At 66.3% G+C, this 12,505-nt stretch carries 8 protein-coding genes; 3 read left to right on the top strand and 5 right to left on the bottom strand.

From position 1 onward, the window contains the following. Positions 1-176: 176 nt before the first annotated feature. From WKB25_RS09955 to WKB25_RS09935, 5 genes are read right to left on the bottom strand one after another with little or no spacing between them, the layout of a single operon-like run. Entirely contained in the window at positions 177-1,244 is a 1,068-nt protein-coding gene (locus tag WKB25_RS09955) for a DUF5009 domain-containing protein (RefSeq protein WP_340570285.1), read from the bottom strand. A 2-nt stretch (positions 1,245-1,246) separates the two neighbouring features. Next, complete coding sequence (gene nagA / locus WKB25_RS09950) at positions 1,247-2,395, bottom strand: N-acetylglucosamine-6-phosphate deacetylase (protein WP_340570283.1); 1,149 nt, start codon at positions 2,393-2,395, stop codon at positions 1,247-1,249. Beyond that, complete coding sequence (locus tag WKB25_RS09945) at positions 2,395-3,423, bottom strand: SIS domain-containing protein (RefSeq protein ID WP_340570281.1); 1,029 nt, start codon at positions 3,421-3,423, stop codon at positions 2,395-2,397. The genes nagA and WKB25_RS09945 overlap by 1 nt, the downstream gene beginning before the upstream one ends. Before the next feature lie 7 nt (positions 3,424-3,430). Continuing rightward, entirely contained in the window at positions 3,431-4,498 is a 1,068-nt protein-coding gene (locus tag WKB25_RS09940) for a LacI family DNA-binding transcriptional regulator (protein WP_340570280.1), read from the bottom strand. A 39-nt stretch (positions 4,499-4,537) separates the two neighbouring features. Next, positions 4,538-5,830, bottom strand: a complete 1,293-nt coding sequence (locus WKB25_RS09935; RefSeq protein ID WP_340570278.1) for a sugar MFS transporter — start codon at positions 5,828-5,830, stop codon at positions 4,538-4,540. A gap of 384 nt (positions 5,831-6,214) precedes the next feature. Between WKB25_RS09935 and WKB25_RS09930 the strand changes: the two genes are divergently transcribed. The 3 genes from WKB25_RS09930 (at position 6,215) to WKB25_RS09920 (ending at position 12,504) form a co-directional block, all read left to right on the top strand. Next, complete coding sequence (locus WKB25_RS09930) at positions 6,215-7,231, top strand: glucokinase family protein (RefSeq protein ID WP_340570275.1); 1,017 nt, start codon at positions 6,215-6,217, stop codon at positions 7,229-7,231. 142 nt (positions 7,232-7,373) lie between these two features. Next, complete coding sequence (locus tag WKB25_RS09925; RefSeq protein WP_340570273.1) at positions 7,374-10,037, top strand: TonB-dependent receptor; 2,664 nt, start codon at positions 7,374-7,376, stop codon at positions 10,035-10,037. A gap of 112 nt (positions 10,038-10,149) precedes the next feature. Beyond that, positions 10,150-12,504, top strand: a complete 2,355-nt coding sequence (locus tag WKB25_RS09920) for a family 20 glycosylhydrolase (RefSeq protein WP_340570272.1) — start codon at positions 10,150-10,152, stop codon at positions 12,502-12,504. Position 12,505 lies beyond the last annotated feature (1 nt).

The following is a 12,505-nucleotide window of genomic DNA, read 5'->3' as shown; positions in this document are numbered from 1 at the left end:
ATGCATGGATGACCCGCAATCCACCAGCCCAGTAGATCCACGCCATGCGTGGATGACCCGCAACCCGCCAGCCCAGCAGATCCACGCCATGCGTGGATGACCCGCAACCCGCTAACCCAGTAGATCCACGCCATGCGTGGATGAGCCGTTTGCTACTACCTTTGCTTTGCCCGTGCTCAGATCTTCAGATAAATGCGACGTCGGTCCAGCCACCACGCCACGCCCCACCACAGCGCAACGAACACCAACGCCTGCAGCATCGAGGCCAGCTCCAGCGCCTGTGGCATCGCCGCAGCCAGTTGCTGCCAGACCCATCCCCAGACGCCGGTTGCCAGCAGGATCACCGACATCACCGAAGCGCCCAGGTAGGCGGTGATCGCATTGACGCCGAAGCGCCGGCCCAGCGCCGGCCACCCCTTGCGGTCGATCAGCACGTGGCCCAGCCACAACGCCAACGCGGCCAGGCCCCCGGTCCACAGCACGTAGCTGGGCGTCCACAGCTGTTTGTTGAGCGGCAACATCGTCGTCAGCAGCAGGCCGAGCACGGCGGTGATCGCACCCAGCGCGGCCAATGCACCGGCGCGGCCACTGCGCAGCAAGCCGCCAGCCAGCAGGCCCAGCACGGTGCTGGCCAACGCGCCGAGACTGCTCAGCAATCCTTCCGGGTCATGGCCCAGACCGGTATCGGCCTGCCATTGGTAGATCCATGGCGCGAACAAGGTGGTATCCAGACGGCTGGCCGGATTGGTCCACGGCGCAAGGTCACCCACGTCCAGCAGCAGCGCTGCATACCCCACCAGCAACGTGACCAGCACGACCGCCTGCACGCGCGGACGCGCATACACCGCCAGCACGCCCACCACTGCCGCGCACAGCGCGATGCGCTGCAGCACACCCCATATGCGGAAGTGATGCGTATGCAGTGCCCACCACACCAGCAGGTGCAGCAGCACGCCGGCAACGGCGATGCGCAGTGCGCGTTCCAGCACGGCACGTGCAAGTGCCAGCCGTGCACCCGGATCCAGCGCGCGCGGTGCGACGCTGAAGGCCATCGACACACCCACCAGGAACAGGAAGAACGGGAACACCAGGTCGGTCGGTGTACAACCGTGCCATTCGGAATGGCGCAGCGGCGCGAACACCGCACTCCAGTCACCGGGGTTGTTGACCAGCAGCATCGCCGCCACGGTCATGCCGCGCAGGGCGTCGATCGAGCCCAACCGGCGTGGCGGCGTGCTGCTCATCGTCAAGCCGCCTCGTACTGGCCGGCGATCCACGTACCACGCACCTGCAGCGCGTCGTCCAGCAGCACCAGGTCGGCCTGGTAGCCCTCGGCGATGTGGCCCAAGCGATCATCGACATTGAGGAACTGCGCCGGATAGGTCGAGGCCATGCGCGCGGCTTCGGCCAGCGGTTGGCGCAGCAGCTGCACGGTGTTGCGCACGGCGGTAGCCATGTCCAGCGCAGAACCGGCCAGCGAGCCGGCGGCGTTGCGCACTACGCCATCGATGGCAGTGATGGTTTCGCCATACAGTACGTAGCTGGGATCGTCGGCACCGACCGGCGGCATCGCATCGGTCACCAACAGCAGGCGGCCACGCGGCTTGGCCGCCAGCGCCACGCGCAGGCTGGCCGGATGCACGTGCACGCCATCGACGATGATGCCGATCCAGCTGTCGCGATCTTCCAGCGCCGCACCGACCGCACCGGGCTCGCGCCCCTGCAGCGGCGACATCGCGTTGTACAGATGGGTGAAGCCACGCACGCCGGCATCGAGACCGGCACGGATCTCTTCATAGGTGCCGGCGGTGTGGCCAGCGGCGACGATCACACCACGTTCGACCAGCGCGCGGATGGTCTCCAGCGGGACGCGCTCCGGCGCCAGGGTCAGCAGGGTCACGCCATTGTCCAGCGACGACGCCAGTTCGATCTCTTCCGCATCCGGCACGCGGAACTTGCTGGCATCGTGCGTGCCTTTGCGCACCGGTGCGATGTACGGCCCTTCCAGGTGGATGCCGATCACGCCCGGCACGCCCTGTGCAATGGCCTCGCGCAGCGCGGCGATCGCCTCGCGCATCACGCCGAGGTCATCGCTGATCAGGGTCGGCAGCATCGCGGTGGTGCCGAAGCGGCGATGCGCACGCGCAATCGTACGCAACGCCTCTACGTCGGGCGTGTTGTTGAACAGCGCGCCGCCACCGCCATTGACCTGCACATCGATGAAGCCGGGCAGCAGCCAGCCGCCCCCCAGGTCGACCTGCTCGTCGGCCGTGCCCAGCTGCGGCGCAGCGTCGGGCAGCAGCGCGCTGATGTGGCCGTCTTCGATCACCACCGCAAGATCATCGCGGAATTCATCGCCGGCAAGAATGCGGGCATTGCGCAGGACGGTTGCCATCACACCGTCTCCGTCACCTTGTTCAGATGCGGCGGCAGATCCGGGTTGAAGCCGCGGCGCAGCGCCAGTGCATTGATCGCGCGGTAGAAGCTCTGCACCGTCAGCAGCGGCGCGCACAACGGATGCGGCGCGGCAGCGACCGGCAGGTTGCCGCCGGCACCGGCCAGCCACACCTTGGCGCCACGTGCGGTGAACTCTTCAGCCACGGCACGGGTGCCCGCGCCGGTCTCATCGGGCTGGGCAAAGGCCAGCACCGGGAAGCCGCGATCGACCAGCGCCATCGGCCCATGCTTGACCTCGGCCGAGCTGTAGGCCTCGGCATGCAGGCTGCAGGTTTCCTTGAACTTCAGCGCCGCTTCCTGCGCCGCGCCCAGGCCGAGGCCACGGCCGAGCACGAACAGGTTGTTGCCCTCCACCAGGCCATCGGTCACCGCGCTCCAGTCGCACTGCCAGGCCTCGCGCATGGCATCAGGCAACAGGTCCAGGGCATTGCGCAGCGCGCTGTCCTGCTTCCAGTACGCGGCCAGCTGCAGCAGCGCGGACAACGAGGCGAGGTAGCTCTTGGTCGCCGCCACGCTTTTCTCCACGCCGGCATGCAGCGGGATGACCGTGTCGGCAAGCTGTGCCAGCGGCGAATCCTCGACGTTGACCAGCGCCACCACGCGCGCGCCGGCAGCCTTGGCAGCTTCGGCATTGCGCAGCAGGTCCGGGCTCTTGCCGGACTGCGAGATGACGATGAACAACGCACCGCGCAGCTGCAGCGGTGCGGCGTAGACCGAACCCACCGACGGCGAGGCCGAGGCAACGACCAGGCCCAGCTGGGTTTCCAGCAGGTACTTGCCGTAGGTCGCAGCATGGTCGGAGCTGCCACGTGCGCAGGTCACCACGAACGGCGGCGGCGCAGCGCGCAGGCTGGCCGCCAGCGTTTCCATCACCGCATGGTTGCGGGCGAACTGGCGGGCAACGACGTCGGCAGCTTCGGCGGCCTCGGCGAACATCAGGGTGGCGGTGGGGTCGGACAGCGACATGGCAGGCTCAGGAAGGATCGGAAGGAAGGGGACGGGCGGCGGCAGGCCGCATCGGTGCGGTCGAGCCGCGCACCACCAGCTGTGGCACGAAGCCCTGGTTGTGCAGCGGTGCCGGCGCATCGTCGTAGGCATCACTGCGCAGCTGCGCGATCAGCAGGCGCGCGGCATGGCGGGCGATGTCTTCGGTGGCCTGCTTGGCGGTGGTCAGCGGCGGCCACGACTGGCGCGAGAACGGGCTGTCCTCGAAGCCGGCGATGGACAGGTCGTAGGGCACGCTCATGCCGGCCGACTTCGCGGCGGCCAGCACGCCGGCAGCGATTTCATCGTTGGAACCGAAGATGGCGGTAGGCGGTTCGCGCAGTGCCAGCAGGCGCCGTGCACCACGGAAGCCATCGTCGAAGGTGTAGTCGCCCTGCACCACCAGATGCTTGTCCACGGTCATGCCGTAGTCCTTCAGCGCGGCCTCGTAACCGGCGTAGCGCTCGCCCGACGACCGGTGCGAGGTGCCGCCCCAGAGGAAGCCGATGCGCTGGTGGCCCAGCTGGATCAGGTGCTCGGTGATTTCGTAGGCGGCTTCGCGGTCGTCGACGAACACGCAGGCGCCATCGGCCGGATCTTCAGTGGCCGCGATGATCCGCACCAGCTTGATGCCACGCGCGGTCAACGCCTGGATCAGGTCGCGGCGTTCGGACATCGGTGCGGTCAGCACCAGCCCGGCCAGGCGCGAGCGCTGCACCCAGTCGGCCAGTTCATCGGCCAGCAGCGGCGAACTGGAATCGCACGGGTGAATCTGCAGGCCGAAGCCGGTTTCGCGGCAGGCGGCGAGCACGCCGTTCTGCACGCCGATGATGTGGTACGGGTTCGGGTTGTCGTACACCAGACCAATCACGAAGGTGGTGCCGCTGCGCAGGTTGCGCGCAGAGGGATCGGGTTCGTAGTCGAGCTCGGCAATGGCACGCAGCACCCGCGCGCGGGTGGCCTGCATCACCGAGGGCTCGTTGTTGATCACCCGCGACACCGTCTTCAGCGAGACCTTGGCCTTTTCGGCAACGTCCTTGATGGTCGCTCTGCGCATCGGCTTTTCCTGGGGTTGGCTGCCGTCCATCATCGCCGATCAGCCCTTGTCCTGCGGCAGGCCGACGCGATGGCCGACCACCGAGTAGAACAGGATGTACAGGTAGCACGGCACCATCAGCAGCAGGAACACCAGCTGGAAGTCGATGTGCTGCTTGAGCACGGCGAACAGCTGTGGAATGATCGCGCCGCCGGCGATGCCCATCACCAGCAGCGCCGAACCGGTTTCGGTGAAGCGGCCCAGGCCACGGATCGCCAGCGGGAAGATCGCCGGCCACATCATCGCGTTGGCAAAGCCCAGCAGCGCTACGAAGGCGACCGACACATAACCGTGGGTGAAGAAGGCACCCAGGCAGAACAGCACGCCCAGTATCGCCGAGACGGTCAGGTAGCGCGACTGCGAGACCACCTTCGGGATCAGCAGCAGGCCCACCACATAGCCCACCAGCATCGCGCCAAGGGTGAGCGAGGTGAACATCTTGGTCTGGTCCAGCGGCAGGTCGAAACCATGCCCGTAGGTACCGATGGCATCACCGGCCATTACCTCCACGCCGACGTAGACGAACAGGCACAGCACGCCCAGCCAAAGATGCGGGAACTGGAAGATGCTGCTGCGCTCGGCCTTGCCCGGTGCGCCGGCCGGGGTGGCATTGGCCTCGGAGGCCTTGATTTCAGGCAGCGGCGAGAACAATACCGCGACCGCCAGCACCACCAGCAAGCCGGCCATGGCCAGGTAGGGCGCGTGGATCTTGGCCGCGAACTGGTTGAGCAGCGTGGCCTTGGTGGCCGCATCGGCGGCCTGCACCTGAGCGTCGAGGTCACCGATGCCATGCAGCACCAGGGTGCCGATCAGTATCGGCGCCAGCATGCCAGCGATCTTGTTGCAGATGCCCATCATCGCGATGCGCCGTGCGGCGGTTTCAATCGGGCCGAGGATGGAGATGTACGGATTGATCGCGGTCTGCAGCAAGGCAAGTCCACTACCGATCACGAACAGGCCGCCGAGCGCACCGGGATACCAGCGCTGGGTGGCGAATTCGCCGAACAACGCCGCACCACCGGCCATCACCAGCAGGCTCAGGCTCAGGCCCTTCTTCATGCCGGTGCGGCGCAGGATCCACGAGGCCGGCAGGGCCAGGAAGAAGTAGGACAGGTAGAACACCATCAGCACCAGGAAGGCGCCGACTTCGCTGAGCTCGAAGGCGAGTTTGACGAAGGTGATCAACGGGCCGTTGAGCCAGGTGAAGAAGCCGATCAGGAAAAACAGCACGCCGACGATGGCGATGGACGAGGCCACGTTCGGGCGTGCACTTGCAGCGGGGACGGCTGACATCAGGAAGGCTCCTGCGGCGACGGCCGCAGAACACGGCGTCGGAGAGTGGCTGGGAACAACGTTGTCACATTCTTTCGATGGACAGCGACCGTTTGTCAACTTCCATGCACGGGCCATCACACCGGATGCTGCACTGCGCAAGCCCGCTGCACGGCCATCCGCTGAATGCGCCTCGCCCTTGAAGCCCCTTGCTGCAACGGTTCCGCCATGGATGCCTCACTCACGCCATGTAAACGTTTACGGCGATCTGCGTTCGTTGCGGCGCAGCAACGAAAGTGTCACGAACTCGTTGACATCGTTGTCAACGCGGTTACAGACTCCGCCCAATCGCCGGCTCCATCGTTGCCCTTCCCGGGGCCGGCCCCACCTGCAGCAGGAGCCCGCGTGACCGCCAGCCATCCCGCCCCGGCCCATGTCCTGTCCCGCGTCGCGCCCTCGTTCCTGGCCGCCGACGTTGGCGGCACCCATGTGCGTGTCGCCCGGGTCCAGGCCAGCGGCGACGATGCCCATCCGGTGCAGGTGCTCGATTACCGCAAGTACCGCAACGCCGATCATGCCGGGCTCAGCGCGATCCTCGCCGACTTCCTGGCCGAAGGTCCGCGCCCATCGCACTGCGTGGTCGCCACCGCCGGCTATGCCCGCGAAGACGGCACGGTGATCACCGCCAACGTGCCCTGGCCGTTGTCGGCCCGGCAGATCGAGGCCGACGTCGGCCTGCAGCGGGTACACATCGTCAATGACTTCGAAGCGGTGGCCTATGCGGCCGCACAGGTCGATGCCAGTGGCGTGCTGCACCTGTGTGGCCCGGACAGCGCACCGCGCGGCCCGACCCTGGTGGTCGGCCCCGGCACCGGCCTGGGTGCAGCGTTGTGGATTCCCACGGCCAACGGTCCGGTGGTCCTGGCCACCGAAGCCGGACAGCCCACTCTGGCCGCCAGCACCGACCTGGAAATGGCGATCGTCCGCCACATGCAGCACGACCATGCGCATGTGTCGATCGAACATGCGATCTCCGGCCCCGGCCTGATGAACCTGTACCGCGCGATCTGCGCGCTGCAGGACCAGGCACCGGCGCTGGCCAGCCCCGATGCGGTCACCGCTGCGGCAATGGCCGGTAGCGATCCGCTGGCACGGCAGGCGCTGGATGTGTTCTGCGGCCTGCTCGGCAGCACCATCGGCGACATGGCCCTGTTCTATGGCGCCCACGGCGGGGTCTACCTGGCCGGTGGAATCCTGCCGCAGATCCGCGAGTACCTGCGTACCAGCAGCTTCGTCGAACGCTACCTGCAGAAGGGGCCGATGGGCGAGGCGCTGGCACGCATCCCGGTGAAGGTGGTCGAACACGGACAGCTGGGCGTGATCGGCGCCGCCAGCTGGTACCTGCTCCACGCCGACGCCTGAACCTGCAAACGGCTTCAACGCAATCGCAGCACGCAGTACGTGGCACGCCAATGCCGGGACATCGCCGCCGCCCCGCGCACGTCATCGCAACCGCAATCCCATATCGCCGCCGGCATCCAATCGAGTGATGAGGAGAGACATCATGAATACCCGCAAGACCTTGCTTTCGGCCGCCATCGTCAGCTGCATCGCCTTCAGTGCGCACGCGCAGCAGGCCGCCCCGACCGCCACCGATCTGGACACCGTCACCGTTACCGGTATCCGCGGTTCGATGGAGAAGTCGCTGGACACCAAGCGCGAAGCCAATGCGCGCGTGGAAGTGGTCACTGCCGAAGACGTGGGCAAGCTGCCGGCGCACAACGTTGCCGACACCCTGCAGCGCCTGCCGGGCGTCAACATCAGCTCGTCCAGCGCCGATGAAGGCGGCTTCGACGAAGCCGACCGTGTCAGCCTGCGCGGCACCAGCCCCAGCCTCACCCAGACCCTGATCAACGGCCACACCGTCGGTTCGGCCGACTGGTTCGTGCTCAGCCAGGGCAACAACGTCGGCCGCAGCGTCAGCTACTCGCTGCTACCGTCGGAACTGGTCAGCTCGGTGGAAGTGAACAAGTCCTCGCAGGCCAAGCTGCAGGATGGTGGCACCACCGGTACCGTCAACATCATCACCCGCAAGCCGCTGGAGTTCTCCAAGCAGTTCACCGCTGAAGGCTCGATCGGCATGGTGCGTTCGGACCAGGCCAAGTCGAACGACCCGCAGTACTCGGCATTGTTCAACTACAAGAACGAAGAAAACACCTTCGGCGTGATGGTGCAGGGCTTCAGCCAGAAGCGCGAACTGCGCCGTGAAGCGCAGGAAATTCCGGGCGGCTTCTTCAAGATCGGCGCCGGCGATCCGGTGGCCCTGACCAATCCGGACCTGATCGGCGTCAACGTTCCCGGCCTGCTGGGTTCGACCCTGTTCGAACAGACCCGCGAGCGCAAGGGCGGCCTGGTCTCGCTGCAGTTCAAGCCGACCGACACCCTCACCCTGGGCCTGAATGGTTTCAGCTCCAAGCTGGAAGCCAACAACTACAACCGCAACTTCATGATGTTCGGCAACAGCTTCGCCAAGTCGCAGGCGCCGAACCCGGGCTATGTGGTCAAGGACGGCGTGCTGACCAACGCCACCTACGCGGGCGTGCCGGGCACCAATTACGCGGTGTACGACATGATCTACCGCGAGTCGACGGCCAAGTCGAGCTACGTCACCTTCGATGCCGACTGGCAGATCAGCGACAGCCTGACCGCCAAGTTCCAGGCCGGCAGCACCAAGGGCACCGGTGAGACCCCGCGCCAGTACATCGCCGAGGTCACCGTGGGCAGCGGCGGTGGCGCCAGCTGGGCCACGCACGGCAGCGGCTCGCCGATCGACTGGAACGTCGGCGGCGACCTCTCGCCCAACGGCGTGACCAGCTTCGGCACCTGGGGCAACCAGCAGGTCACCGCCGAAGACAAGGAGAAGTGGGCCACGCTCGACTTCAACCAGTACTTCAACGACGGCGGCGTGCTGAGCTCCATCGACTTCGGTCTGCGCTTCGCCGACCACAAGCGCGAAGCGCTGTCGCCGGAAGGTGCAACCCCGGGCGACATCTGGAGTGCGCTGAAGAACGGTGCCACCTCCAACTATCCGAACGGTTTCGCTGGCGATATCGGCGGCACCTTCCCGCGCAACATCTGGTACTTCACGCCGGGCGCATTGAAGGACGCGGTAACCAACAATTCCACCTGGCTGGCGGGCAACGACGGTCCGGACGGTCGCCACAACTACGGTGCCGAGTGGCGGGTGAAGGAACGCAACTTCGCCGGCTACGTGCAGGCCAACTTCCGCGGTGACTGGTGGAGCGGCAACCTGGGCCTGCGCTACGTCAACATCAAGCAGGACATCGACACCTACAACGCCGTCAGCAATGCGGCCGATGCGGATGTGAGCAGCCTGTTCGGCATGTGGGAACGCATGGCCTTCCAGAACAAGCGCAACCGCGTGCTGCCCAGCGCCAACATCAAGTTCGACCTGGACGACAACCTGGTGCTGCGCGTCGCCGCGTCGCAGACCCAGACCCTGCCCGACTACTCGGCACTGGGCGCATCGTCCTACGGTTCGGACCTGAACCGGACCGGTGGTGGCGGCAACCCGAACCTGAAGCCGACCCTGTCCACCAACCTGGATGCCAACCTGGAGTGGTACTTCATGCCGCGCGGCCTGCTGTCGGTCGGCGCTTACCACATGGACCTGAAGGACTACATCGCCTTCGACGTGGTCTCGCGCCAGCTGTACAGCGAACTGACCAACCAGCTTGAGACCTACCAGATCTCCACCCCGATCAATGCCGACGGCAAGGTCACCGGCGTGGAAGTGGCCTACGAGCAGCCGATCGGCGAGTACTTCGGCGTCAATGCCAACTACACCTACGCCAACGGCACGACCGCGCACACCTGGTCCGATGGTTCGCACAACCTGCTGGGCACCTCGAAGAACACCTACAACGTGGGCGCGTATTTCGAGAACGAGCGCTTCGGTGCACGGGTCAGCTACACCCACCGTTCCTCGTTCCTGATCAGCCTGTCGGGCACCAACCCGTACTACCAGGATGACTTCGGCACGCTGTCGGCGTCGCTGAGCTTCAAGGCCACCGACTGGCTGAGCATCAGCCTGGATGGCCTGAACCTCAACAACCCGACCTACAAGTACTACCAGACCGCGGCGATTCCGACCTCGTTCTACAGCAACGGGCGCCAGTACTACCTGAACTTCCGCTTCAAGTACTGATCCAGCGGCAGCTTCATCGCCGAGTCGTGCACGCACGCCGGGCCTGGGTCATTCCGGGCCCGGCGTTTTTCATGTATAGCGAACATCGCACCCGATCCAAGGAGTCCTTCCGATGACGAAGCCCACCCGCGCCAGGATGCGCAGCCTTCTGTTGCTGGGCAGCCTGCTGGCTGCCCTGCCCGTGCTGCCGGCACTGGCTGCCGATGCCCCGGCACTCGATACCGGCCCCGGCCCGCAGCTGCGCGCCGGCAGCCTGATGTTGATTCCCGCACCGGCCAACGTGCAGCGCGGCAACGGCGCGGGCATCACCGTGGGCGCGGGTACCGTACTGCATGCCGATGGCGAAGCCGCGCAGCGCGTCGCTGCACAGTTCGCCGACCTGCTGGCGCGCAGTGGTGGACCGCGCCTGGCAGTGGCCGACGGCAAGACGGTGGCCAAGGGCGGCAGCATCCGCTTCCAGATCGTGCCGACCTTCCGCGACAGTGGCGAGGGCTACACGCTGGAAAGCACCGCGCAGGGCGTGCTGGTGCAGGCCGGCAACGAGACCGGCCTGTTCTACGGCGCCACCACCCTGGCCCAGCTCGCCACCGGCGGCAGCAACGGCGTGCTGCCGACCGTGCAGATCCAGGATGCGCCGCGTTTCAGCTGGCGCGGCTTCATGCTCGACTCGGCGCGGCACTTCCAGAGCCTGGACGAGATCAAGCGCGTGCTCGATGCGATGGCCGCGCACAAGCTCAACACCTTCCATTGGCACCTGACCGACGACCAGGGCTGGCGCATGGAGATCAAGCGCTACCCGAAGCTGACCGACGTCGGCAGCTGCCGCCTGCCGGCCGGTGACGGCGGCATCGATCCGGTCAGCGGCAAGGAGCATCCGTACTGCGGCTTCTACACGCAGGACCAGATCCGCGAAGTGATCGCCTACGCCGCCAAGCTGCACATCCAGGTGATTCCGGAGATCGATGTACCCGGCCACGCCACCGCTGCCATCGCTGCCTATCCGGAACTGGGCACGATCGACACGCCACTGAAGCCGTTGAGCGAATGGGGCGTGTTCCCGAACCTGTTCAACGTCGAGGACGGCACTGTCACCTTCCTGGAAAACGTGCTGGAAGAAGTGATCCAGCTGTTCCCGGCCAGGTATGTGCATGTGGGTGGCGACGAGGCGGTGAAGGACCAGTGGATCGCCTCCAAGCAGGTGCAGCAGCGCATGCGCGCACTGGGCATCAAGGATGAGATGGCCATGCAGAGCCACATCATCAAGCGCCTGGAGACCTTCCTGGAACGACACGACCGCCGCCTGATCGGCTGGGACGAAATCCTTGAGGGCGGCCTGCCGCCGCAGGCCACGGTCATGTCCTGGCGCGGCACCGAAGGCGGCCTTGCTGCGGCCAGCGCCGGCCACGATGTGGTGATGTCGCCGGTCAGCCACCTGTACCTGGATTACCTGCAGACGGCCTCACCGAACGAGCCGCCGGGCCGGCCGACACAGGTGAACCTGGCCAAGCTCTACAACTACGAACCGGTGCCGGCCGAGCTGGCCACCGACAAGCGCGGGCACATCCTCGGCCTGCAGGCGAACATGTTCACCGAGCACACGCGCACTTACGCGCGTCTGCAGCACAACCTGTTCCCGCGCCTGGCCGCCGTGGCCGAGACCGGCTGGAGCACGCCGGAGCATCGTGATTTCCGCGACTTCCTGGCCCGCCTGCCCTCGCAGCTGCAGCGCTATCGGGCCTGGGGCCTGGCGTATGCGCAGACGCCGTTCGAAGTAGGCGTGGCCTATACCGATGACCGCGCGGCGAACACGGTGACCGTGTCGCTGGCCAATCCGCTGGGCTATGAAGTGCGCTACAGCAACGACGGAAAGCCGGTAACCGCGCAGTCGCCGCTGTACCAGCAGCCGCTGACGTCCACGCTGCCGGCGACAGTGCAGGCGGCTGCTTTCTACCAGGGCCAGCCACTGGCGGCGAAGCCGACGGTGGCGTCGTACACCGCGCAGTCGCTGCTGTCGCGGCACAGCGAAGCACTGCGCAGCTGCGTGGGTGAGAAGGGCCTGGTACTGCGCCTGGAAGACGATGGTCCGCGCGAAGGTGCGCGTGCCGTGTTCACCGTCGACATCTTCCAGCCGTGCTGGCGTTGGCCGCAGGCACAGCTCGATGGCATCGGCAGCGTGGAAGTGCGTGCGGGCCGCATTCCGTACTACTTCCAGCTGGCCCACGACGAGCCGAAGCGCCGCTTCGAGAAGGCCCGGAGCGCGCACGGCGAAATGCTGATCCGTCGCGGTGACTGCACGGGCAAGGTGCTGGCACAGGTGCCGCTGCCGGCGCAGACCGATGCCGATGGCTTCGTGACCCTGCGTGCGGCTTTGCCGAAGGGCACCTCGGGCACGGGTGATCTGTGCATCAACTTCACCGGCGACACACGCCCGGCGATGTGGGTGCTGGATGAGGTAGCGCTCCGGTAGC

Origin of the sequence: Stenotrophomonas sp. G106K1, from assembly GCF_037969685.1 — a bacterium.
GTDB lineage: Bacteria > Pseudomonadota > Gammaproteobacteria > Xanthomonadales > Xanthomonadaceae > Stenotrophomonas > Stenotrophomonas lactitubi.
This window is presented reverse-complemented; position numbering and strand designations above follow the sequence as displayed.

What these genes read in the sequence shown, in the direction of transcription:
- WKB25_RS09925 (WP_340570273.1), top strand. Translation starts at nt 7,374, where the DNA reads ATGAATACCCGCAAGACCTTGCTTTCGGCCGCCATCGTCAGCTGCATC.
- WKB25_RS09920 (WP_340570272.1), top strand. Translation starts at nt 10,150, where the DNA reads ATGACGAAGCCCACCCGCGCCAGGATGCGCAGCCTTCTGTTGCTGGGC.
- WKB25_RS09940 (WP_340570280.1), bottom strand. Translation starts at nt 4,498, where the DNA reads ATGCGCAGAGCGACCATCAAGGACGTTGCCGAAAAGGCCAAGGTCTCG.
- WKB25_RS09935 (WP_340570278.1), bottom strand. Translation starts at nt 5,830, where the DNA reads ATGTCAGCCGTCCCCGCTGCAAGTGCACGCCCGAACGTGGCCTCGTCC.
- nagA (WP_340570283.1), bottom strand. Translation starts at nt 2,395, where the DNA reads ATGGCAACCGTCCTGCGCAATGCCCGCATTCTTGCCGGCGATGAATTC.
- WKB25_RS09945 (WP_340570281.1), bottom strand. Translation starts at nt 3,423, where the DNA reads ATGTCGCTGTCCGACCCCACCGCCACCCTGATGTTCGCCGAGGCCGCC.
- WKB25_RS09955 (WP_340570285.1), bottom strand. Translation starts at nt 1,244, where the DNA reads ATGAGCAGCACGCCGCCACGCCGGTTGGGCTCGATCGACGCCCTGCGC.